The organism is Bradyrhizobium sp. HKCCYLS3013, assembly GCF_051167615.1.
Classification (GTDB): domain Bacteria; phylum Pseudomonadota; class Alphaproteobacteria; order Rhizobiales; family Xanthobacteraceae; genus Bradyrhizobium.
On the sequence record NZ_JBNPTK010000009.1, the window covers coordinates 21,080 to 45,045 of the forward strand.

Consider the following 23,966-nt stretch of genomic DNA (forward strand, 5'->3'; position numbering starts at 1 on the left):
CGTCGCGATTAACTATCGCAATCGTTAAATGCCACATATAAAATATACCGTGATTTAAATGCTTTAAATGGTCATGGCCCGCGACAACCACCAAGGCTTGGATGTGATGGAGGTCGAGCCTGCGCCGCCGGCGCAGCGCGATCCCGAATGGTCGGTGGCCGGTTTCGCCGACCGACGGCGGCTCAGCATCCTCTGCGTCTCGCATATGCCGGCGAGCCCGCCGCGGTTCGGGGCACAGGCGCGCATGCACGGGCTGATGACCCAGCTCGCGCGCCGCCACGACCTCACGGCGGTGATGCTGGTCGATGACGCCTTCGACATCGACGAGTGCCGGCTGGCCATGCAGTCCTATTGCCGCGACGTGGTGCTGGTGCCGAACCCCTACGGCCGTGACGGTCTCGCGAAGCGGCTGCTGCAGCTGCGCTCGCTGGTCTCGGTGCGGAGCTTCGACCGGTTGCGCGTGGCCCTGCCGGAATTGCAGCGGGTGCTGGATCGGGTGCTGCGGTCCACGCGGTTCGACATCGTCAATCTCGAATTTCCCTATCTCGGTCACTGCCTGTTCCGTCAGGCGCCGGCAGGCGCAACGCCGCCGCGGCTGATCGTGGACTCGCATGAGATCGCCTACGATCTGGCGCGGCAGTTCGCGGCCACGGGGGCGAGCCTGGGCCGCCGGCTCTATGCCGGCGCGAACTGGCGCAAGCTGCGCCGCGAGGAGATCGCAGCCTATCGCCAAGCTGACGGCGTCTATCTCTGCAGCACGGACGATGAGAAGCGTCTGCATGACGACATTCCGAACGCCCGCACGGCGGTCATCCCCAATGCCGCCGATGTCGACTTCTATCAGCCGCGCGGTACCGATCCCGCGCCCGACGGCCGTACGCTGGTCTATTTCGGCCTGCTGTCGACGGTGCCCAACATCGATGCGGTCACGCATTTCGTGCAGGACATCTGGCCCCGCATCGCCGCGCGGCACCCGGATGCGCGCTGCAAGATCATCGGCGGCCGGCCGCCGCAGGCGTTGACGGCACTGGCCGGGCCGCGGATCGAGCTGACCGGTTTCGTGCCGGACCTGCGGCCGCACCTCGCCGCCGCGGCGGCGGTGATCGTCCCGCTCCGTCTCGGTGGCGGCACGCGGCTCAAGATCGTCGAGGCCATGGCGATGGGCAAGGCGATCGTCTCGACCAGCCTGGGTGCCGAGGGCATCGAGGCCATGCCCGGGCGTGACATCCTCATCGCAGACGAGCCGGATGCCTTTGCAGATGCGGTCAGCGGGCTGCTCGCCGAGCCCGATCTCGCGGCGCGGATCGGCGGCTCGGCGCGGCAGGTCGCGGTCGAGAAGTATGCCTGGAGCGCGGCGGCGCAGGCGCTGGAAGACTTTTATTGCGAGATCCTGGAGGCAAGTTCGTGATGAAGGCCGTGCTCATCGGGGCAGGGCAGATCGCCCGCCAGCATCTTGCCTGCCTCAACACCTTGCCGGGCGTTCAACTGGCCGGCATCTGCGACCTGTCGCCGGCGACCGCGGAGGCCGCGGCCGAGCGCTACGCGATCCCGTCCTGGTTCACCGATCATCGCGCGATGCTGCAGACCGTGCGGCCCGATGTGGTGCATGTGACGACGCCGCCGACCTCGCATTTCCGGCTCGCGATGGACGCGCTGGAGGCCGGCGCGCATGTGATCGTCGAGAAGCCCGCGACCTCGACCTTCGACGAGCTGCAGACGCTGACGTTGCGCGCCAAGCAGACCGGCCGCCACGTCGTCGAGGACTACAACTACGTCTTCAACCGGGCGCCGCAGGACATCCTGCGCCGGATCGAGACCGGCGAGTTCGGCGCCGTGACCCATGTCGACGTGCTGATCTGCCTCGACATCCTCGGCCCCGACGGCTTTGCCGATCCGAACTCGCCGCATCCGGCGCTCAAATTGGCGGGTGGCGCGATCGCCGACTTCCTGCCGCATCTCGCCTCGCTGTCACATGCGTTCGTCGGCCCGCACCGCAAGGCGGAGACGGTCTGGAGCAAGCGCAAGCCGTCGCCGCTGCCGTACGACGAGTTTCGCTGTGTGGTCGAAGCCGAGCGCGGCACGGCGACGCTCGGCTTCAGCGCCAGCGCTCAGCCCGACGCGTTCTGGCTGCGGGTCTATGGCGAGCGGATGCAGGCGACCGCCAATCTGTTCGAAACGCGGTTGACCTTCGATGGCCCGCGCAACGTGCCGAAGCCGCTGCGCCCGTTCTTCAGCGGATTGGAGGAGGGCCGCGACATCCGCCGCGCGGCGCTCTCGACCCTGCTGCGCAAGTTCAAGGGCCCGGGCGCCTATGAGGGGCTGTGGGAGTGCCTGGCGCGCACCTATCAGGCGCTCAACGCGGGAACGGCCCTGCCGATCACGATCGAGGACGTCCTCGCGGTCAATCGGATGGTCGAGGCAATGAAGCCGACCGAGCAGGCGGACATGAGGGAGCTGGCGATATGAGAGCCCTGGTCACGGGCGCCAACGGTTTTCTCGGCCGGCATGTCGTCGATGCGCTGCTCGCCCGCGGCGTCGAGGTTCGCGCCATGGTGCGCCCGGCGACGCGCGTCGATGCGCTCGGCTGGCCGTCGTCGGTCGACGTCGTCAGGGCCGACCTGCGCACCTCGCGCGACCTTGTCGGCGCGTTCGAGAATGTGGACGTGCTGATCCATCTGGCGGCCGTGGTCTCCGGCGGCGAGGACGCGCAATTCGCCGGCACCGTGGGCGGCACCGAGCGGCTGCTCGAGGCGATGGCGGGCAGCGCCTGCCGCCGGCTGGTGCTGTGCAGCAGCTTCTCGGTCTACGACTACACGGCGACGCGCGATGTCCTCGACGAAAGCGCGCCGCTGCAGCAGACACCTGACGTCTACACCCGTGGCGGATACACCGTCGCCAAATGGTGGCAGGAGCGGGTGACGCGCCGCTACGTCGAGACGCATGGCTGGGATCTCACCGTGCTGCGTCCCGGGTTCATCTGGGGTCGCGGCCACGGCTATCTCGCCGCGCTCGGCCAGCAGATCGGACGCCACCACGTCGTGATCGGGCCGCTGACCCGCATCCCGATGACCCATGTCGAGAACTGCGCCGACGTCTTCGCGCTGGCGGCCAGGGATTCGCGGGCGATCGGCCAGACGCTGAACGTCGTGGATGGTCCCGGCGAGCGGGTCTGGTCCTATCTGTCGGACTACATGCGCGGCACCGGCGCGCGCGGCTTGCGGTTGCCCATCCCTCATTGGCTGGCCAGCGCCGTCGTGCGGCTGGCGTTTGCGACCGTGTTCAGGCGGGCCACGAAAGTGCCGGCGATCCTGACGCCCAAGAAATTCGATGCGATGCTCAAGCCGCTGCGCTTCGACAATCGCAAGCTGAGGGAGACGCTCGGCTGGACGCCGCCGCTCGACTACGAACAATGCCTGGCGCGGACCTACGGTCCGCTGCCGGCTTCGGCGCCAGCGCCGGCGTCCTGGTCGTCCGGAACGGCTGCTTCCATTTGAGCGCCGAAGATGGTCCTGCGATGCCCGTGCTCTGTTAGTCAGCGATCTCGCGGGCGAGGCGTTTCCTTGCCCGTCATTTCGACGTCGCGCGTCCCAAACGGATTGTTCTGATGTGTGGCATCGCTGGGATCATCGGACGGGTGGACGACGACAACCGCGCCGCGCTGCAGCGGATGAACGACGCCATGCTCCATCGCGGTCCGGATGCCGGCGGAATTTGGACCTCGCCCGCGGACGAGCGTGGCTGGGGCGCGCTGCTGGCGCACCGCCGGCTCGCGATCCTCGATTTGTCGCCGGCCGGTGTGCAGCCCATGATCGACCCGGTCAGCGGGCACGTCATCGTCTTCAACGGCGAGATCTACAATTTCGCCGACCTGCGGCAGCGTCTGGTCGCCGACGGCCAGCATTTCAGCTCCACGGGCGATACCGCGGTGATGCTGCGCGCGCTCGGCCTTCACGGGCCGGAGGCGGTGGCGTGGCTGCGCGGCATGTTCGCGTTCGCCTGCTGGGATCCGAAGCAGCGCCGGCTGCTGCTGGCGCGCGATCCGCTCGGCATCAAGCCGCTGTACGTCGCCCGCGCCTCGAACCCAGACGCGGGGTGGTCGGTCGCCTTCGCATCCGAGCTGCGTGCTCTCCTGGCGTCGGGCCTTCTGGGCAGGGCCCAGCTCGATCCGCAGGCCGTCGCCAGCGGCGTCTGGAACGGTTTCGTGGTCGGCCCCGGTACCGCGGTGAAGGGCGTCGAGCTGCTGCCTCCCGGCCATCTCACCGCATTCGACGGCGTCGGCAACACCGTCCGCGATGAGGATTTCTGGTCGATCCCGGAGCGGGCTCCGGATCCGACGATGGATGAGGACCAGCTTGCCGAGATCCTCGAGGAGGGGCTGAGGCTGCACCTCGCCAGCGACGTGCCGCTGGCGGTGTTTCTCTCGGGCGGCATCGATTCCTCGGTCATGGCCAATCTGGCGCAGCGTGCGGCCAGGAGCCCGATCCACACCTTCACGCTGGCGTTCGAGGAGCAGGAGCTGAACGAGGGGCCGATCGCGCGACAGATCGCTGCCGCCATCGGCACCGAGCATCATGAGGTGGTGCTGACGGAGCAGCACTTCGTCGACAACCTCGATGCCGCGCTCGACAGCCTCGACCAGCCGACCTTCGACGGCTTGAACTCCTACTTCATGTCGCACGCCATCCGCGGCGCAGGCTTCACGGTGGCGCTGTCGGGGACCGGCGGCGACGAGCTGTTCGGCGGCTACACGTCATTTCGCGACCTGCCCATCCTGCAGCGATGGTCGGAGCGCACCGCCTGGGTGCCGGCCGGCGTCAAAGCCGCTGCGGCGAAGCTGGCCGCGCAGATGCTGTCGCCGTCGCGCGGGACGGTGGCGCCGCAGACGCGCTGGGCCAAGCTGCCGGAGATGGTCCGGTGCGGCGACGATCTCCTGGCGCTGTACCAAATGGCCTATGCGCTGTTCCTCCCCGGCTTTCAGCGCGAGCTGCTCGCGCCTGATCTCGTCGACACGCTGAACGATGGGCTGCCCGCCGCGATGAGAGCGAAGATCACCGCGGAGACCCGCGCGCGCACCCCGCTGTCGGCGATCAGCGTCATGGAGCAGCGCCTGTTTCTCGGCGAGCGCCTGCTGCGCGACAATGACGTGGCGAGCATGGCGGCCTCGCTGGAGCAGCGGGTGCCGCTGGTCGATCAGGTGCTGTTCGAAAGCGTCGACCGGCTGCCCGATGCGACGCGCTACGCGCCGCTGCGAAGCAAGGCGATGCTCAGGCGGATCGGCCTGCGTGGCCTCGATCCGTCGTTGTTCGACCGGCCGAAGAGCGGCTTCGTGTTGCCGCTCGATCGCTGGATACGGCGCGGCCTGCAGGATGCGATGGACCGGACCCTGCGCGACCCGCAGGCGATTGCGCCGGTGGGGCTTGAGCCTGCGGCCGTGGAGCGCCTCTGGCGCGCCTTCCTCGATGGCGCGCCGGGGATCTATTGGTCGCGCGTCTGGTCGATCTACGTGTTCGTGCGTTGGTGCCACCGTCATCGCGTCTTCCGCTGAGGCGCGATCGACATCAGGTGAGCTGGCTGCATCGAAGCGCGCGTGGTCAGGCTTCCGGCATGACGATTCCGCCGCACACTGGCACGCGAACGCCGGTCACGAAGCCGGCGAGGTCCGAGGCCAGAAACGCGATCATGTTGGCGACGTCCTGATCGTAGCCACGCCGCCCGAGCGGCACTGACCGCTCGTAGAGCGGCTGCACCTCGTCGCGGTCGCGGCGGTCCCTGTCGGAGATGACCCAGCCCGGGGCGACCTGATTCACCGTGATGCCATGCCCTCCGAGCTCCCGCGCCAGCGATCGGAGCATGCCGTCCATGGCGCATTTGGCCGCCGTGTATGGCGCGCGGTTGTGCAGGGCCAGGCTCGTCATCTCCGTGCCGAGAGAGATGAGGCGTCCCCATTTCCGCTCGATCATCGGTCCGGAAAACACCCGCGCGGTCGCCCAGGCCTGCAGGACCGAAGAGCGGAACACCTTGTCGAACTGGTCGGGTGTCTGCTCGACCACGGGACGTTCGTCGTACCATGTCACCGCATTGTTCACGACGATATCGACAGGACCGAGCGCGCGCTCGGTGGCGCGGCGCATGGCCTGCACGTCCTCGAGCTCGGCGACGTCGCCCGAGATCGTGCAGGCATGTTGCGGCTGAAGCTCGTTCAGCTCCTCGCACAGTCTTTCGGCGGCAGCCCGCGCCGTCAGATAATGGATCGCGACCTTCGCACCACAGGCCGCGAGCGTCCGGGCGATCGGCCGGCCGAGCTCTCCGGCCGCTCCGGTGACCAGCGCGACCTTGCCCGAGAGATTGATCTGGAGCGGGGACTTCAACGGGCGCAGCGCCGGATCGTCCGGCAGGGGACCGAGCGTGTTTCGCCGAATTCGTCGTGCAACCGCGCGCGCGATCCGCATCCACCCGTCCCCGAAAGTATTCATTCGCCCGGGTCGCAGTATTAAATGCGGGACTAATTATTTAAATTGCACAATTTGACGCATTTGTGCCGCAGCCGATCGAGCGGTGACGTGGGTCGATCCGCTCAGGATGCGCGCGGCGTCGGACTCTCGGCGAGACGGTTGCCGAGCGGCCAGTCTGCGCCGGACGCGTCATGCACCGCTCCGGCAGCAGGCGCAGGCCTGAACTTGTGCCGGAGCTGCCTGAAATACGGCTCGATGAAGCGCTCGATCGCCGCCGCGTAGATGACGGAGATCAGGAGCGCGAGCGGAAACAGGAGGTACGGCTTGGCGGCGATCGCGGGCAGGTTCTTGTCGATCGTTCGGATCACGACGTTGTGGATCAGATAGATCGCATAGGAATAGGTGCCGAGCGTCATCACCCAGGAGCGGTTGAGATCACGAAACAGCGGCGCGTCGGCGAAACGCACCGCGAAATAGAACAACGGCATCAGCGCCAGGCCCTGAAGGCTGTAGCGCGCGGTCTCCCGGAACACCGGATCACGGTAGACCAGCGAGACCAGCAGCGCCGCGACGGCGCCGGCCAGCAGCGCCCATTGGGCCGCCGACATCCGCCCCGAGGCAGAGCGCTGCCGCACCGGGTTCATGACCAGCGCCAGAATGCAGCCATAGGCGATCGAGTCGATGCGGGTGTCCGAGGCGTAATAGGTGCGGTCGGAGAAGAACCCAGGCGCATGCACGAGATGGAAGCGCCAGGCGAGGACGCCGAGACAGACGAGCCCGAGCAGCGCGCCGATGGTGCGCGGCCGCAGCGCCGATCCGAGCAGCAGCGTCATCAGCAAGGGATAAACGATGTAGAAATGCTCTTCGACCGCGAGCGACCAGAGAATGCCGGTGCCGTCGGGCACCGTGTTGCCGGGATCGAAGAACAGGCCGTAATAGTTGGCGAAATACAACACCTGGGCGGCCAGGCCCTTGACGGTCATTCCGCCGTCCAGCAGGCCGGCGGCGGTCAGGCCGTAGGCGATCGCCAGGGACAGCAGCAGAGGCGGCATCAGCCGGAACACGCGCCGCGCATAGAAACTGGGAACGTCGAGCTCCCCGGTTCGCTCGTGCTCGGCCAGCATGAGCGTGGAGATCAGGAAGCCGCTGAGGAAGAAGAAGATGGTGACGCCGAAGCCGCCGGGGACGATGGCCTGAAGTCCGGAATGGCCCAGCACCACGATCAGCACCGAGAGCGCGCGGATGCCGTCGAGTGATGGAATGATCGGGGATGCGCTGCCATGGGCGTTCGTGCTGCGGGACGCTGCCGGCGCGGTCCCCTCGCCGCCGGGAGCCGTCATCGGCGGCGCGGCGGAAGCGGCACGAAGGCGGCTGAGCTCGAGAATCTTGGCCATGCTGTCCAGACGGTGTCGGAGAAACACGTAGCTTCGTAATCGTCGTGTCAGTGCCGCGGCGATCGGCCGCCGAGCGTCATCGCGTGTCGGCCGCGGCGTGGCTGGCCCGCCAGAGCTGGGCCCGCTCCGCGTTGATCCGGGCCGTGGCGGCGCGCTTGCCGAGGCGCAGGCAGGCGTGCTGGTAGGCGCGGAGGAAGCGGCGGAATTCGAGATCGTCGTAGCGCGGCAGGCCCGTCAGCCAGCTCCGGAAATAGCCCCACAGCATCGCGGTGCTGCCGATCAGGGCGGGATAGGCCGGCAGGTGATAGACCGCCACCGCGAACTGATACAGCGGCGACGTTCCCATGAAGTACTGGCCAAAACCCTTGCGCAGCCGCCCGGTCCAGATGCCCTTGTGACTGGCGCCCTGCGGCCGCAGATGGATGAAGCGCAGCGCTTCGCTGTCGATGCTCTCGGCGATCCAGCCGAGCATGCGGCAGCGGTGGCAGTCGATGCCGTCCCACATCACCTGGCGCACGAAACCGCCGATCTCCTGGAAGCAGGCGACGCGGTAGAACTTGGTCATCCCGACCGACATCTCGTCGCCGCAGACCTCCGGCTCGAGCGCGCCGGTCTGGGGATGGACGAACCACGGCTTGCCCGAGGTGGTCCCGACCCGCGGATCGCTTTCCATCCGCTCCATCAGCAGCTCGAAGTAGCGCGCGGGCAGATCGAGGTCCATGTCGAGCTTGCAGAGATAGTCGAAATCCTCCAGCCGCACGCTCTCCAGCCCGGCATAGAACGCCTCGATCACGCCGGGCCCGACCTTGCGTCCGCCACGATCGGCGCGGCGGATCACGCGCAGATAGGGCAGGCGCCGGGCGTACTCGTCGAGAATGGCCGGGGTGTCATCGGTCGATCCGTCGTCCACCACGATCCACAGCGCCGGCGGCACCGATTGCGCAGCGACGCTGTCGAGAGTCCGGCGGAGGTATTGGGCCTCGTCCCGGCAGGGCGAGATGAGCAGGTAGCGGCGCGATGGCGTCACGTATCAAATCCCTTGCCGAAGGCGGAAGATTGCGACGAATCTCTGCCGAGCAGGGGCGTCGCCGGCCGCCTTTCAATAAATTAAATCGTGAATTAATATTATGTCAGGGCGCGTGTCAAAGTCATGGTGTTTTTAAATCGGCGCCCTCGTTCGCTGTGACCGGTCCTGCGAGAGGTTAACATGGATGGCATCGGCCCCGTGATCCCCGGCTGCACCCAGGCTTCGGCCCGGCCGGTCGCGCGTGGGACGCGCCGGATCGACGCCGCCTGCATCCCGGCGCTGCTCACGGCAGCGCTTGCCCTGCTGTCTGTCCGCGGCATTGCCGCAGCCGCCGAGCCGACCGCGTCCGCCGGGCCGTCACTGGCCGGCAATCTGCTGCCGGTGGAGCGTCTCGCAGCCTGGAATCCCGGGCTGATGTCAGCCGGCGGTATTCCGAACCGCACCATCATTTATCGCGCGCTGTCTCCGAGCGGGAGAGACGACAGCGGCGCGATCCAGGCCGCCCTGACCGCCGCGCCCGCCGGCCAGGTGGTGATGCTCGGCCCCGGGACGTTCATCGTCAACGAGCCGCTCCTGATCAGACGGCCGGTGACGCTGCGCGGCGCGGGCGCGGGTGTGACCAGGCTGGTGAAAACCAACGGTGCACGGGCACGAACGTCGGCCGTGATTGCCGGCACCAAGGGAATCCTGACGCCGGTCGATCCGAGCACGTACAGCTATGATCCCAAGCCGATCATCATCGTCGGACCTTCGCGCTGGAACAATGGCTCCGACAGCAGCGCGTCGCAGGACCTGCTGGCCGACGGCGTTCAGGGAACGTCGACTGTGACCCTTGCCAACACCGCGAACCTGAAGCCGGGGGATTTCGTTCTGCTCGACGAGGTCTCGGGCGCATCGTGGCAGGCGACACCGGCCGGCTTTCCGGCGGGAGCGAAGGTCTGGCAAGGCGATCGGGTCGCCTGGAACATGCACGATCCGGTTCAGCCGGGGGACGACAATGCCGGCGCGAATGCCGGAGGTCCATATGACCAGACCCCCGGTGTGCTGCCGAAGTCGATGTCGTGGTTCGCCCGGACCGACCGGGCGACCGCCGAGATCAAGGAGATCGCCTCGGTCACCGGCAGCACGGTGACATTCACCTCGCCGCTCACGATCAGCTATCGCAGGGATCACCAGGCGCAGCTCACGCCCTACAGCACCGACCCGAACAGCGGTCGCCACGCCGCCAATAATCGCGACATCCACGTTGCCAGGGTGGGTGTCGAAGATCTGAGCATCATCGGCGGGGCGGACGGCGCGTTGCGGTTCGAAGCCGCCGCTTATTCCTGGGCCAGATCCGTCGAGGTGACACAATGGCTCGGCGAGGGCGTGGCGATCAACAATTCGTTCCGGATCGAGCTCCGCGACTCCTACATTCACGCCGGCTCGTGGCCGCAGCCGGGCGGGGCGGGCTACGCGATCAGCCTGGCGGCGGGCTCCTCGGAGGTCCTGATCGAGAACAACATCCTGGTCGATGTCTGCAAGAACATGGTGTTTCGGTCGTCGGGCGCCGGCAGCGTCGTCGGCTATAATTATGCCGACGACTCGTTCGATTTCGACAATCCCGGCTGGGTCGAGGTCGGCATCAACGCCTCGCACATGGCCGGCGCGCATCACGTCCTGTTCGAAGGCAATCTGTCCCACAATGCCGACAGCGACTACACGCACGGCAACGCGATCTATCTCACTTTTTTCCGCAACCATCTCACCGGCCAGCGCCAGCGCTTCGTCGATCGCTCGGGCATCCGGGCCGTGGGTCTCGCCTACGGCTCGTGGTGGGATTCGTTCGCCGGCAATGTGCTGGGCCGACCCGGACGCATGGGCGGTTGGACCTACGACGATCCATCGATGCGGGCCGGCACGGCCGCCTGGGGGCAGGGCGGTGTCGGCAACGTCTGGATGCTTGGCTACGACCCGGAGCGATGGACCATGGCGCCCGATCCGAAGACGCTGGCCACGGTGATCCGCGGCGGCAATTTCGACTATCTCACCGGCAAGGTGGTCTGGACCGACGCTCTCGCGGCGCAGCCGCTGCCGGCGTCGCTGTATCTCAGAGCCAAACCCGGCTTTTTCGGCGATCATCCGTGGCCCTGGGTGGACCCGACCAGCGATACCAAGCTGCATACGTTGCCGGCCAAGGCGAGATTCGAGGCGGGCGCGCCATTCGCGGCCGCGCCGGGATCAACGCAATAGAGCCGGCGTGAGACGTCCAACGGGTTTCCGTCAGGTGCGGACGCCGAGCCGCGGGCGCCAAGCCGGCCGTGTACGGCTCCAACGAGCCGGCCGCCTGTTCGCCGGCTGAGCGGCGGGCATGCTCTGTTGTGACCTCCGCCAGTATCGCGCGGCCTCGACCGTGACGAGCACGAACACCACCCAGGTCACGTCGAACGCGCGCAGCCACAGGGTTTCGAGCAGGTTGTAGAGCATGACGAACAGCGCGACGGACAGCAGGATCCACGCCCGCTTGTAGTCGTGCTTCATCACGCGGCCGATGACGTGAACGGTGGCCGCCAGAAAGACGAGGAGAAAGGCAAAGCCCACATAGCCCAGCTCCAGCATCGCATCGTAGTAGCCGTTGTGGGAGTTCGGCATGGCCTTCACCCAGCCGGGCGCATCGGTGATGCTTGGTGCGTCGGCGCCGACCAGCCAGAAGCTCTGATAGCCCCATCCCAGGAGCGGCCGCTTCGCGATCTCCAGATTCGAGAAGGCCCATATGGTCGTCCGGCCGGTGAAGCTGGAATCACCCGTCAGCAGATAGGCGATGCGGCCGGTCGTGAAGCCCGCGAGCTCGCCGACCACGAAGTAGCCGAGGATGATCGCCATCAGGATCAGAAGCGGTGCAACCCGCAGCGTTCTCGCAAGCGCCAGCGTCAGGACGGCCAGGATCGGGGCGACCAGAGCGAGGCCGAGCGCGGTCTTCGAACTGGACAAGAAGATCAGGACGACGGCAGCGGCGGCGACGACGATCCCAAGCGCGCGGCGCGTGCCGGGATAGAGCAGCTCGTGAACCGACAGCAGGAAGGCGATGGCAGCAAACTCGCCCAGCAGGTTCTTGCCCGAGAAGTAGCCCTGATAACCGATGTCGACCAGCGCGTTGCCGTACTGCGCGTAGGTCGCGTAGCCGCCGGGGATCAGCAGAACATTGAGGATCGCCCCCGCTGCAAAGCAGAGGAACATGCCGCGCAGGATGTCGGCGCTCGGCCTCGATAGCAGGGCGGGCAGCACGATGGCGGTGAGGACCATCGCTTCCTGGACGAAACGGACGAAGGCGAATTCGGGTTTGAATGCCCACGCAATGCTGGCGCCAGCCAATCCAAAATAGGCGCAGAGACTGATGATGTTGGGCGGAACGGCAAACCGCTCGCCGCGGGCGAGGCGTTGCATCGTAACGATGATGGCGACGGCCGCGAGAACAGGCCAGAAGACCCGGTTCTCGACCCTGCTCTCGAGCAAGCCCTGGAGTCCGGGCGATGGCGGGAAGCTGAAATAGATCAGCGGCTGAATGAGCGACGAGTAGGCGAAGGCGAGGACCGGAATCAGCGCGCAGACGTCGAACGTCCCCGCGGAGGCCTGCGGCCCGGCCGACATCGACGTGCTCGCTGCAATTCTCGGCATCAATCTCACTCGGATATTCGAACGGGGCGGCCCCCGGCAGCCGCCGGGAATACCGTCCATGATATTATCCAGAGATGGAATTAAATAAAAGAACCTTCGACACGTGCTCGGAAGGTATCGCTGCGGACGCGCCGCAAATCTGCTCTGGCATTCACAAATAAATCGTATTAAATAAATCATGTGATTTAAAATTAAATAGTGGCTTTTAGGTCGCACGTTTTTCGGTCGGGGAGGTGCGGCAAGGGTCCGCGGCCCGGCAGCCTCGTGCGGCGGGGCAGATTGAGGGAGAGCGGTTGATGCTGACCACGCATGAATTGCAGGAGCCGGGATCCTCCCTTTATCGCGTGGGGCGCTCCGGGGCGGGTCGCGATCGGCCGGAGGTCGATGCTGTCGCCCCGGCCGACGCCGCAATTCCCGACGACCTCGCGCGCGACGTCTATTGCGTCCTCGGAATACCGGTCGATGCCATCAACATGCGCGGCGTGCTGCGCCGCATCCGCGATGCTGCTCAACAAAGAACGCGGCTTCTCATTTCGACCCCCAATCTCAACTTCCTTGTCGCCAGCCAGTCGAACAGGAGTTTCAGGGAGTCGCTGATCCTGAGCGATCTCTGCACGGTGGACGGCATGCCGGTGGTCTGGATCGCCAGGCTGCTCGGGATTCCGATCAAGAGCCGGACGGCCGGCGCGGACATCTTCGACGCGCTGAAGTCGGAGGCCGCGCCGGCGAGCGCGCTGAAGCTCTTTCTTTTCGGTGGCCCGGAGGGGGCCGCCGAACGGGCCGCCCGGGCGCTGAACGGTCAGTCGGCGGGATTGGAGTGCGTGGGCTGGTCGAACCCCGGTTATTTGTCAGCCGAGGAGTTGAGCCGGGATCACATCATCGACGAGATCAATGCCAGCGGGGCGGACTTCCTGGTTGCCTCCCTGAGCAGCGTGAAGGGACAATCATGGCTGCAGCGCAACCATGAGCGCCTCGAGATTCCGGTTCGCGCCCACCTCGGCGCCGCGCTCAACTTCCAGGCCGGGACCGTGAAGCGCGCACCGGCGTTCCTGCGCCGATCAGGCTTCGAGTGGCTGTGGCGCATCAAGGAGGAGCCCTATCTCTGGCGCCGCTACTGGAAGGACGGCACGGCGATGCTCGGCCTCATGCTCACCCACGTGTTGCCGTTCGTGGTGTGGACCTGGTGGATGCGCCGCACGCATGAGCGGGGTGAGGCGCTGACCATCACGCAGGACTATGGGACACGTGTGGTCACGCTCAGCCTGTCGGGGCCCGCCGACTCGCGCCACGTCGACCGGGCCATTCCGGTTTTCCGCGCCGCGACGGCGTCCCGTAAGCCGGTCACGGTCGATTTCTCCAACGTCTGCGCCATCGATGCGCGCTTTCTTGGATTGCTGCTGATGCTGAGGAAGCAGTTGGAAGCCCAGGGCTGTACCGCGACCTTCGTGGGCGTTTCGCCGCTGATGGCCCGCATCTTCCGCTTCGGCGGTCTGGACCGGCAATGAGCGGGGGAGGCCTGTCATCGGTCGCACCACGGCTTCAACAGTCGGTGGTTCGATGATCGCCGCCGCGACGCTCGCCCGCGTTGCGAAGGATTGCCTGAGCCGTCAGTCCGACCGGCGCCCACCGGCTGACGGTCGCCCATCGAGCGACGCGTGTTCGGAGATTGAGCGGTGAGTGCGGCAGGCCAGAAGAGGCGCGAGCTTCTGGTCGACTTCTATCGAAGCTGCGCGATGCTGTTCGTGTTCTATCATCACACGGCCAACGTCTTTCCGGACTCCGTCGATCTGTTCACGAAATTCAATCCCTTCGCCGAGCTCTTCGTCGTGATCTCGGGATTCATGGTCGGCTACGTCTATCTGCAGAAGGAGAGACATGGAGAGCTCGTCGCCCGCGGCTTGAAGGTGCTCGCCGCCTATTTCGTCATCTCGGTGCCGGTCGCGGTCGGCATGGCTGTTCTGGGGAAGAAGCGAGAGCCGGTGGGGCAGGCGATTCTCGACGTGCTGACGTTTCAGTCCGAGCCGACCGCCATCACGATCCTCAAGTTCTACGGGCTGATGTTCCTGCTGCTGCCGGTGATCCTGCCGGTGTTTAAGCGCGGCAGGCTCCAGGTGCTCGCGTTGTCGGCTGCGATCTTCGTGGCGTGCACCTGGTTCAGCAACACGAGCACGGCCGCCGAGCTCGAGAATCCGGCCGTCATTCTGCTGCTGTTCTCGCTCCAGGCGCAGATGTTCTTCGTGGTCGGTATCTGGCTCGGAGATCTCCATCGGTCCAACCGTCTGATCGGACCCGCGTTCTACACGGCGCTGGCGGGGATATTCATCTTCGGGCTGCTGCTCGATTACAGCCTCGGCTTTCCCAGCAACGGCGAAAAATACCCCTATCGGTTCGACAAGCTCCTCAACCTGCTTTGGACGTTGCCGCTGCTGTTGGCGCTGCTGTGGGCGGTGTACGCGCGCACCCGGCGATCGCCGGCAGTCGCGCTCATCCTCAACGTCGGCCAGAACTCGCTGATCGCGTTCCTCGGGTCGGAGGTGGTGCGGCAATCGGTAAAACTCGCGCTCCTCCTGGGCGGCGTCCACCCGCAGGTTTACGGCCAGACCGTGATGGGTCTGTTCGATGTCGTCCTGGTGACCGCGGTGCTTTGGCTCTACCGGGCGCACTGGCAGAACCGCCAGACAATGCTGCACCCGCTCAGCGGGCCGTAGGCGCATCTTTCGCCTGAAAGTGTTGCTCCGATGCGCTTGTTCGAATCCTCCCGGGCGGCTTAGCTCATCGCTAACCATTGGCCGCTAGCCTCTCGAGACGCCCGAGGAGGCATGAACTGATGTGGGTGATAGCGCTTCATTTTGCAGCCGGGGTGGTTGCCGGGACCATGTTCACGGTGCGCACGCTGCTGGCGCTCGCCGCGATCGTCTTCATGGAGTGCATCGCCGCGTCGATCGTCAGCGGGCTGCCGGCCGCGCTCTATGCCGGCGCCGGTCTGGTTGCACTCCAGGTCGGCTATCTCTCGGGGATCTACGTTCGCAGCGCTCTGGAGCGTGCCGGAATCGCCCAGCCATCCATTCGCGCCGAGCACCAGCGCTGACGGCCGATTGAATCTCCGTCATCGGTCGCCGTCCATGGCGCGCGCACCGGCAAGCGCGCGCCGATGGACCTACTCGGCCATCACGCTCCCGTAACGGGCATAGTATTTGTGGTTGTAGTAGTCGCCGAAGTGATGGGCGTAGCGCTTCAGCGCCTTCATGTCGGTCTTGTTGAGCACGACGCCGAACAGGGCATCGTAGACGTTGGGCGCCGTGTTCAGCGCATGCTCGACCACCTCCGCGGGCGTCCGTCCCCATTCCACGACAAGGACGAAGCTGTCGAGCAGCGCCGAGATGGCCCGCGCGTCGACGACGGGAGCGAGCGGCGGAAGATCGACGATGACGTAGTCATAGGCTTCGCGGAGCTGCTCGAACAGCTTGCGCATCTGCTCGTTGCCGAGGATATCGCTGGTGTCGCGCTGTGCGGCGCCCATTCCGGGCAGAAAATCCAGGCGCGTCACCGGGTCGGTCCAGACGGCGTCCGCGAGCTGACGCCCTCCCGAGACGATGTCGGCGATCCCGGTCCCGGCATCGGGGGCGAGCATGGCGGACAGCGACGGATTCCTGAGGTCGCAGTCGACCACGATCACCCGCTTGCCTGAATTGGCGATCAACTGCGCCAGCGACGCGGCGATGATGGACTTGCCCTCGTTCGGCAGGGCGGACGTCAGTCCGAAGACCTTCCGCGACGTCCGGTTCGGATCCTGGTCGATGGCGACTTTCAACGAGCGGATGGATTCGGCGAAGCGCGAAGTGGGCATCGCGGATGCGGCCCAGCAGGTCCCGGGGCCTCTCGAGACCATTCGCTGGCTGCAGTCCGGTTCGACCTTGGCAACGGCGTTGGCCGTCGCTTTCTTGGTGAACTTGTCGACTTCTCCTCGTTTGAGCAGAGGGACGACCGAGAGGCAGGGCAGGCGCAGGCGATCCTCGACCTGGTCGGTCGTTCGAAAGCTGCGGTCCTTGGCCTCTGCGAGCAGGCCAAGGCCGCCCCCGAGCGCCAGGCCGCCGAACAGGCCGATCGCCATCAGCACGATGGACTTCGGCTTGATCTTCTTCTTCGGTGGTGTGGCGGCGGAGATCACACGCGCCTTGGCGATCGGGAAGGAGCCCTGCTGGACCGAGCCCATGTAGCGCTGAAGGAAGGTGTCGTAGAGGGCACGATAGCTCTTGGCGCTCGTCTCCAGCTCGCGGATGCTGACCTCCGCGGCCCTGGTGTCCTGCGACTTGCCAACGGCTTGCGCCAGCTGCCTCTCGATCTCCTGCTGCTGCTGCTTGGCCTCCGCATAGTCATGCTTGGCGACGTCGGCAAGGCGCCGCACCTCGTCGAGCATGGCCTGACGGATGCTCTTCATCGTCGCACGGATATTGACGACGGCGACGTGATCGTTGCCATATTTCGCAGCATATTCGTACTCGCGCTTGGCGTTATCGAGATATTGCTGACGCAGGCTGTTGATGATCGTCGTGCTGTTGGAATTGCTCAAGGAGAGGCCGTCCGGCGGATTGAGATTGCCGCTGAGTTCCGCCGGGGAGAAGTCGGAGACGGCGGCAATGCGGTCGACCGGCATATCGGCATTGCTCGTCGCGAGCATGTCGTCGAACCGATTGAGCCGGGTCATCAGCGAGGCGGTATGGGTGCGCGCCGCCACCAGACGGTTGGTGAGTTCTGTGACCTGCTGCTGGTCGATGAGCTTGCCGTCTGCCGAAACGATATTGTACCGGCTCTTCAGCTCGTTGACGGCGCGCTCGGCCGTCGTCGCGTCGTTGCCGAGGTCCTGCAGGCGGTCGTGGAGCCAGGCCGTGATGGTGCGCTGCTCGTTGGCCTCCGCCTTCAGCTGCTGATCGAAATACTCCTTGGCGATGGCATTGGCGATCATCGCCGCCCGATGGGGATCGCTGGCGCTGAAATCGACCTCGACGACCGAGCTGGTGCCGATCCTGAAGGCGTTCATCCGGCGCTGGAATTCGTCGAGGAGATCGTCCATGGACGGCGCGTTTGGCTCCGGCGCCAAACCGACGAGCCTGCGGACCGCGTTGACCGCACCGTGCAGCGGGCTGCCTTTACCGTTGAAGTCGGGGTCGTCGGCCAGGTTCAACTGCTTGATGACGGCGGTCGCGATCGACTTGGATTTCAGGATCTCGATCTGCGATTCCATGTCGAGCGGCGGCTCGTCCTGAACCGCAGGTTGCGGCTGCACGGCCGCGGCCTTCGAGGTGCCCAGCATGATCTTGACGTCCGCCGAGTAGGTCGGCGGCAGGATTTTCAGCAGGGCGAAGCTGGCCAGGAGCGAAAGCACGGTGGTGATCGCAATCACCAGATAGTGCCGGCGCAGGAATCCCAGTGCCATGTCGAACGGCCCGGGTCCATTCCGGTCCCAGCCCTGCTCCTGCTGAGGGGGGTAGGCAGCCGTGCTCGCGTTGGGATTGTGCAGCATGTTTTGAAGCTTCATCAGTTGCGTTTCGGACGTCGGAGCCGTCCGATTGCCTGCGAGAACGAGAATTTATATATTCGGAGCCATTAAATGATCTGGGACTGCCGCTTAATTTAATTTATATTAAATAAGGTTTTGCTCAGCAAGTGGCCTTTCGAATTAAATATCGCCGGTGCGGAGCGCGCCCGCGCGCCCGCAAGGGCTTATCCGGCCGGCGGATACCGGCGTCCCGCTCGCCTGCGTCTCGGTATTTGGCCGTGGCGTAACGGTGGGTAACAGCCGTCGCCGGACCATTGCCAAGCCGCGGGTTTTGGGCATCAGTCCTGGCGATGAGCATGCCTGCGGCCACGCTTTTGATGGTGGAGGACGACCCGGAGATCAGCCGGCTCGTGAGCGATTTCATGCGCCGGGAAGGGTTCGAGATCGAGGTCGCCGCCACGGCGGCGGCGATGGATGCCGTGCTGCGGCGGCTGCGCCCCGATCTCATCATTCTCGACCTGATGCTGCCGGGAGAGGACGGGCTTTCGATCTGCCGCCGGCTGCGGGCGAGCGACGACATTCCCATCCTGATGCTGTCGGCCAAGAGCGACGAGATCGATCGCGTGGTCGGGCTGGAGCTCGGCGCCGATGACTACATGGTCAAGCCTTTCGGGCCACGCGAGCTTCTGGCCCGCGTGCGCGCGCTGTTGCGGCGTACCCAGGCGAGCCCGCCGCGAGACGCGAGCCGGCGTTTCGGTTTCGACCGCTTCGTGCTCGACGTTGTTGCCCGCAGCATCGAGATCGTGGATGCGCAGGGCGCGCCGATCCAACTGACCTCGGCGGAGTTCGACCTGCTCGCCTGCTTCGTGCAGCGGCCGCGGCGGGTGCTGAGCCGCGACCAGATCCTGGACTGGACGCGCGGCCGCTCCGCCGAGCCTTTCGACCGCACCGTCGACATGCTGATCTCGCGGTTGCGGCGCAAGCTCGAGGCCGCAAGCCCGGGAACGAACCTGATCACCACCGTCCGCAACGGCGGATACCTGTTCACGGCGACGGTGAGGCCGGTGGCGTGATGATGCGGCTGACGCTTGCGATGCGTATCGGCCTCATCGTCATCATCGGCCTGTTGGCGATCTGGATCGTCACCCTGGCGCGGTTCTACCGCGCCCGTACCGCGGAGCTCGAAGGCGCGACGCCGCTGCCGATGCGGCTGGCCGCGCTCACCGAGCTGATCGAGCGAACGCCCCGGACGGAGCGGGGCCGGGTCGTCGATGCCGTGTCCTCCGACCGCTTCGAGGTCCGGCTGGTCGGGGCCGACGCGGCGGCCCGGCTTCCGCGGACGGAGCCCGCGCGGGTCCGGTCCGGATTGCGCGAGGCCTATGCCGAGGCGCTCGGTGCGCGCCCGCTGGCCATCACCTCCGTGCCGGAGCCGGAGGGGCGGTGGTTTCCGCGGCTCTCGCGGGCGCCGCAGAATGCCCTGGAGTTTCGCATTGGCTTGAACGGCGGCGACGTGCTCGTCGTGGATTCGCGCTCGTCGCTGGTGCTGACGCAGCAGGGGCTGCCGATCGGACTCGGCGCGGGCCTGTTCGGAACGGTCGTCGCGCTGTTCGCGCTCCTCATCATGCAGCGCGAGACGCGGCCGCTGGCACGCCTTGCCGCCGCCGTCGACCGGGTCGACCTCGGCGGAGCGGCGGTGCCACTGCCCAACGTCCGCCGCAACGCGCCCGAGGTCCGCGCCGTGGTCACGGCGTTCGGGCGGCTGCAGGACCGGCTCGCCGATCTGATGCAGGCGCGCATGGCGCTGGTCGGCGGCATTGCTCACGACGTCCGCACCTTCGCCACGCGGCTGCGGCTGCGTATCGACCAGATCCCGGACGACGCCGAGCGGCAGCGCGCCGTGGTCGATATCTCCGACATGATCCGTCTGCTCGACGACGCGCTGCTCGCGAGCCGGGCGGGGGCCGGCGAGCTGCCGCAGGAGCTCATCGCCTTCGACGAGCTGGTGCGGGCCGAGGTCGATGATCGCCGCGCGCACCGGGCGCGGGTGCGTCTCGACCATGCGGGCGATGGACGCGAGCTTCTGATGCTCGGTGACCGCGTCGCGCTGCGCCGGATCGTCGCCAACATCATCGACAACGCGCTCAAATATGGCGAGGCTGCGCATGTCTCGCTGCTCCGCCAGCCGGAGCACGCCGTGCTGACGGTCGATGACGAAGGGCCCGGGATTCCCGGCGACCAGCGCAAGGCCATGCTGGAGCCGTTCACGCGCCTGGACACGTCGCGCAATCGTGGCACCGGAGGAGCCGGGCTCGGACTGGCGGTGGTGCGGACGCTGGTGGAGGCCCATCGTGGCAGCATCGAGATCACCGACGCGCCGCGCGGCGCCCGCATCGTCGTGCGGCTGCCGCTGTTTCTCGACGGGCCCGGCGATGTGCATTCCGATCTGACGTGATCGATGGCAGCGTGGTGATCGGAGCACTGTCTTCAGGCGGTGGCAATTCGCCGTTCTTCTCGCAAAAGTTGAGACAACGACGTAGCGGGCGGGAAGGACGCGGCGGCCTGGTCTTCGCCTTACGCGACGTCGACGATGCGCCCGCTTGATGATCGCGTGGAGATTGTGATAGGTATTCGATGCATCCTCATTGCATCGCCACGCGGATTGAACTGGGCGCGGCGCCGATTTTGTAAACCCATCGTACCGAATGTCATTCAACCGCACGGGCCGCGCGGACCGCGGACTCGTGCGCCAATGGACGACGTCGTTCCGGCTCGCCCGGGCGAGAACGTCCGAGGTCAGGGCAGGATCATCGACATGGCAGCAAGAAAGACCCGCGTGGCGATATTGGGCGGCGGCATCGGCGCGTTGAGCGCGGCCTTTGCCTTGAGCGAGATCGATCCGCGCGGCGAGCTCTACGAGATCACCTTGTATCAGCTCGGCTGGCGTCTCGGAGGCAAGACCGCCAGCGGACGCAACGCCAAGCAGGGACAGCGCATCGAGGAGCATGGGCTGCATATCTGGGCCGGCTTCTACGAGAACGCCTTCACCATCCTGCGTGCCGCGCTGAAGGCACTCGATGCACCGCCGAGCGACCCGATCAGGACGATCGATGATGCCTTCAAGCGGCAGAACGAGATCTTCTACGCCGAGTATACCGACGGCCAATGGCTGCCCTGGCCATTCTGGTTTCAGCCGGATGTCGACGAATCGGTCTATCCCGGTCGGGATAGCCTGTGGGCGCCCGCCGACAACATCGTGCCACCGCTCTCGACCCTGCTGCTGCGGACCATCGCCAGCATCATCTTCAACCTGAACTACTATCTCGAGGATTGGCCGGGTGACCTGAATGCCGAACTGACGAAGGCGATCGCCGCCATGCCCGCCGAGCGGCGGGCCCGGCTGGCGGCCGTCCCGTCCAATGGCAAGGGCCATCCGCTGCTGCTGCTGGCTCACCGCGTCGGTGAGAAGCTGCACAGTGACGTCGAAGCGATCCGCCGCGATGCCCAGGGCGACATGGCGGCGCTGCTCCATGCGTTCCGCGGCATCGTCAAGGAGCATCAGAAGATCGATGGCCTCGAGGAAAGCCTGCGCCGGCTGTTGATCCTCACCAATCTCGGCATCTGCATGCTGCTCGGCATCATCGAGAACGACTGCCTGACGGACGGGCTGGAAGTCCTCGACAGGTTCGAATTCCGCAGCTTTCTGGCGCAGCAGGACGAAGAGGCTGCCAACAACGCCATCGTGACCGCTCTCTATGAATACATCTTCGCCTTTCGCAGCGGCTCCCGCGAGCCGTCGGAGCAGCAAGTGTCTGCCTGCTCGGCCGTTCAGGGACTGCTGCGGCTGTTCTTCACCTACAAGGGCGCGTTCTTCTATAAGTCCGTCGTCGGTATGGGGGATACGATCTGCACCCCGATCTACCAGCTGCTGGCGGGGCGTGGCGTGAACTTCAAGTTCTTCCACAAGGTCACGAGTCTCGAGCCGACCGAGGACGGTAGCAACATCGCGACCATCCATATCGACAAGCAGGTCGAGTTCGTCGATGGCAAATATGATCCGCTGGTCCTGGTGAAGAACTACTGGTGCTGGCCGTCCGAGCCCAAATGGCAGGAGATCGAGAACGGCGAGTACTACGCGCTGAAGGGCTATAATTTCGAGAACGCCTATGGTCCTCCCAATCCGCCGCAGCCGCCTCCGGCGGCGCGGCTCAGCCTGCAGCTCGGCCAGGATTTCGACCAGGTGGTGCTCGGCATCGCGGTCGGCGCGCTCGATGAGATCTGCCGGCCCTTGGTGCAGCAGAAGCCGGCCTGGGCCGACATGGTCGGCAATCTCCCAACCGTGCGCACCATGGCGCTGCAGCTCTGGCTCGACTGCCCGGTCGGGGATCTCGGCGGCCCCTATGTGGCGCCCGGACCGTCGCTGGAGACGATGGGGCCGATCGTCACCACCTGCAAGCCGCCGCTCGACACCTATTCCGACATGTCGCAACTGCTGCCGGCCGAGGACTGGCCGGCGCCGGGGCCGCGCTCGATCGCCTATTATTGCGCCGTCATGAGCGACAAGAGCGCGCCGGACAACGAAGAGCTGGCGGCGGATTATGTGAAGAGCGCATCGAAGGACTGGATGACATCCTGGCTCGATACGTTGTGGACGAACATCGGCAGCGGCAGCTCGTTCCGATGGGATCTGCTGCACGCGCCGAGCGACATCAGCGGATCGGCGCGGCTCGATTTCCAGTTCTGGCGCGCCAACATCAATCCGAGCGAACGCTATGTGCTGAGCCTGCCTGGCACGCTGCGGCACCGGATGGAGCCCGGCAAGTCCGGCTACGACAATCTCTTCCTCGCCGGCGACTGGACCCGTGTGCCTGAGATCAACGCCGGATGCGTGGAGGTCGCGGCGATGTCCGGCCTTGCCGCGGCGTCGGCGCTGTCGGGCGTCTACATTCCGATCGTCTCCACCAGCCCTGAGCCGTACATCACCAACGCCTATGTCGACTACGCCGGATGGATCACGCTTCCGCCGGCGCCCTATCTCTGCAACGACTCGACCTTCTACGGCTTCGCCGTGCCGGCCGACCTCGGTGCCTGCCAGCGGTTTCTCGACCGCTCCTTCAACCGCGTCGCCGGCCGCGACCAGTTCCGCGTGATGCTGGACATGGCCTTCGTCAATGTCATCCAGGTGCGCAAGAGCCAGGCCGCGACGCCGCCCTTCGCAGAGCAGGGGACGATGTCCGAGACCGATATCGGGCTGTGGCTCCTGGTCGGCAGCTATGAGCGGGGTGCCCTGCTGCCGAAATCGATCGGCTTCGTGCCTGCCTATCTGTTCGTCGACAATGCCTGGTCGGTGGTTGCGGGGCAGGAGGTCTGGGGCTTTCCCAAATATCACGCGACCATCGTCCAGCCGGCCAGCGCGCCATCGAACGACCCGTTCGACGTCTCGGGGCTGGCGATTGCCTGCTACGGGCCGGATGCCCATGCCTGCCAGCAGCGCGTCATCCGAATCGAAGGCACGGACGGATCGCCCCCGACCGCGACCGCGGTGGCCTCGCCGGCGGATGCGTTCCGGCGGCTCTGTGCCGGAGCCGACGACGAGCGGCTGAAGCAGGTGACGACCGGGCCCGGCATGGCGTCGTTCCTGGGCGGCGTCTGGGGCCTGCCGATTCCCGTGTTCTATCTCAAGCAGGCGCGGTCGGCGGACAGTCTCACCGCGGCGAGCTACAAGACGCTGTTGAACGGCGCGCTTGACCTGACGGCGCTGCGCAGCTGGCAACTGCAATCGGGCAACTGGACGATCGAGATGAGCGCGCTCGACAGCCTGCCGTTCATTCGCGACCTCGGGCTCGGCACGCCCGTCGACGGCAAGCTCGTCCTGACCGCGACCACGCGCATCTGGGCCGAGATCGACTTCACCGTCGCGACGGCCACCCCCATGGCCTGAACAG

The 23,966-nt window shown here is 66.0% G+C and carries 16 protein-coding genes; 11 read left to right on the plus strand and 5 right to left on the minus strand.

From position 1 onward, the window contains the following. Nucleotides 1–106: 106 nt before the first annotated feature. The 4 genes from ACQR1F_RS17570 (at nucleotide 107) to asnB (ending at nucleotide 5,545) form a co-directional block, all read left to right on the plus strand. On the plus strand, nucleotides 107–1,408 hold the full coding sequence (locus tag ACQR1F_RS17570; RefSeq protein ID WP_316216141.1) for a glycosyltransferase family 4 protein: 1,302 nt from the start codon (nucleotides 107–109) through the stop codon (nucleotides 1,406–1,408). Further along, complete coding sequence (locus tag ACQR1F_RS17575; protein WP_434889793.1) at nucleotides 1,408–2,466, plus strand: Gfo/Idh/MocA family protein; 1,059 nt, start codon at nucleotides 1,408–1,410, stop codon at nucleotides 2,464–2,466. The genes ACQR1F_RS17570 and ACQR1F_RS17575 overlap by 1 nt, the downstream gene beginning before the upstream one ends. Beyond that, nucleotides 2,463–3,494 carry an NAD-dependent epimerase/dehydratase family protein gene (locus tag ACQR1F_RS17580; RefSeq protein WP_434913534.1) on the plus strand — a complete coding sequence of 344 codons (1,032 nt, stop codon included), beginning with the start codon at nucleotides 2,463–2,465 and terminating at the stop codon, nucleotides 3,492–3,494. The genes ACQR1F_RS17575 and ACQR1F_RS17580 overlap by 4 nt, the downstream gene beginning before the upstream one ends. Before the next feature lie 110 nt (nucleotides 3,495–3,604). Beyond that, on the plus strand, nucleotides 3,605–5,545 hold the full coding sequence (gene asnB, locus ACQR1F_RS17585; RefSeq protein ID WP_434889795.1) for an asparagine synthase (glutamine-hydrolyzing): 1,941 nt from the start codon (nucleotides 3,605–3,607) through the stop codon (nucleotides 5,543–5,545). A gap of 46 nt (nucleotides 5,546–5,591) precedes the next feature. Here the strand turns inward: asnB and ACQR1F_RS17590 are convergent, their stop codons facing one another. The 3 genes from ACQR1F_RS17590 to ACQR1F_RS17600 form a co-directional block, all read right to left on the minus strand. Beyond that, the gene (locus tag ACQR1F_RS17590; RefSeq protein WP_315802918.1) at nucleotides 5,592–6,368 is read right to left on the minus strand and encodes an SDR family NAD(P)-dependent oxidoreductase; all 777 of its coding nucleotides are present in this window, start codon (nucleotides 6,366–6,368) and stop codon (nucleotides 5,592–5,594) included. 206 nt (nucleotides 6,369–6,574) lie between these two features. Continuing rightward, nucleotides 6,575–7,846, minus strand: coding sequence for an acyltransferase family protein (locus ACQR1F_RS17595; RefSeq protein ID WP_434913535.1), 1,272 nt, complete (start codon nucleotides 7,844–7,846; stop codon nucleotides 6,575–6,577). A 76-nt stretch (nucleotides 7,847–7,922) separates the two neighbouring features. Continuing rightward, the gene (locus tag ACQR1F_RS17600; protein ID WP_434913536.1) at nucleotides 7,923–8,873 is read right to left on the minus strand and encodes a glycosyltransferase family 2 protein; all 951 of its coding nucleotides are present in this window, start codon (nucleotides 8,871–8,873) and stop codon (nucleotides 7,923–7,925) included. Between the two features lie 180 nt (nucleotides 8,874–9,053). Here ACQR1F_RS17600 and ACQR1F_RS17605 point away from each other — a divergent pair, with 180 nt between their 5' ends. Continuing rightward, nucleotides 9,054–11,105, plus strand: coding sequence for a glycosyl hydrolase family 28-related protein (locus ACQR1F_RS17605; protein WP_434913537.1), 2,052 nt, complete (start codon nucleotides 9,054–9,056; stop codon nucleotides 11,103–11,105). A 30-nt stretch (nucleotides 11,106–11,135) separates the two neighbouring features. Here the strand turns inward: ACQR1F_RS17605 and ACQR1F_RS17610 are convergent, their stop codons facing one another. Further along, the gene (locus ACQR1F_RS17610) at nucleotides 11,136–12,527 is read right to left on the minus strand and encodes an O-antigen ligase family protein (protein ID WP_316180513.1); all 1,392 of its coding nucleotides are present in this window, start codon (nucleotides 12,525–12,527) and stop codon (nucleotides 11,136–11,138) included. 296 nt (nucleotides 12,528–12,823) lie between these two features. Between ACQR1F_RS17610 and ACQR1F_RS17615 the strand changes: the two genes are divergently transcribed. The 3 genes from ACQR1F_RS17615 (at nucleotide 12,824) to ACQR1F_RS17625 (ending at nucleotide 15,615) form a co-directional block, all read left to right on the plus strand. Then, entirely contained in the window at nucleotides 12,824–14,032 is a 1,209-nt protein-coding gene (locus tag ACQR1F_RS17615; RefSeq protein WP_434913602.1) for a WecB/TagA/CpsF family glycosyltransferase, read from the plus strand. A gap of 168 nt (nucleotides 14,033–14,200) precedes the next feature. Continuing rightward, nucleotides 14,201–15,235, plus strand: a complete 1,035-nt coding sequence (opgC, locus tag ACQR1F_RS17620; protein ID WP_434913538.1) for an OpgC domain-containing protein — start codon at nucleotides 14,201–14,203, stop codon at nucleotides 15,233–15,235. 119 nt (nucleotides 15,236–15,354) lie between these two features. Further along, on the plus strand, nucleotides 15,355–15,615 hold the full coding sequence (locus ACQR1F_RS17625; RefSeq protein ID WP_434913539.1) for a hypothetical protein: 261 nt from the start codon (nucleotides 15,355–15,357) through the stop codon (nucleotides 15,613–15,615). 69 nt (nucleotides 15,616–15,684) lie between these two features. Here the strand turns inward: ACQR1F_RS17625 and ACQR1F_RS17630 are convergent, their stop codons facing one another. Continuing rightward, nucleotides 15,685–18,048 carry a polysaccharide biosynthesis tyrosine autokinase gene (locus tag ACQR1F_RS17630; RefSeq protein WP_434913603.1) on the minus strand — a complete coding sequence of 788 codons (2,364 nt, stop codon included), beginning with the start codon at nucleotides 18,046–18,048 and terminating at the stop codon, nucleotides 15,685–15,687. Nucleotides 18,049–18,374: 326 nt separating this feature from the next. On the opposite strand from ACQR1F_RS17630, the gene ACQR1F_RS17635 reads away from it, so the two are divergent. The 3 genes from ACQR1F_RS17635 (at nucleotide 18,375) to ACQR1F_RS17645 (ending at nucleotide 23,962) form a co-directional block, all read left to right on the plus strand. Further along, nucleotides 18,375–19,097, plus strand: coding sequence for a response regulator (locus ACQR1F_RS17635; RefSeq protein ID WP_434913540.1), 723 nt, complete (start codon nucleotides 18,375–18,377; stop codon nucleotides 19,095–19,097). Nucleotides 19,098–19,099: 2 nt separating this feature from the next. Beyond that, on the plus strand, nucleotides 19,100–20,476 hold the full coding sequence (locus ACQR1F_RS17640) for an ATP-binding protein (RefSeq protein ID WP_434913541.1): 1,377 nt from the start codon (nucleotides 19,100–19,102) through the stop codon (nucleotides 20,474–20,476). A gap of 360 nt (nucleotides 20,477–20,836) precedes the next feature. After that, nucleotides 20,837–23,962, plus strand: a complete 3,126-nt coding sequence (locus ACQR1F_RS17645) for an NAD(P)-binding protein (protein WP_434913542.1) — start codon at nucleotides 20,837–20,839, stop codon at nucleotides 23,960–23,962. Nucleotides 23,963–23,966: the final 4 nt, after the last annotated feature.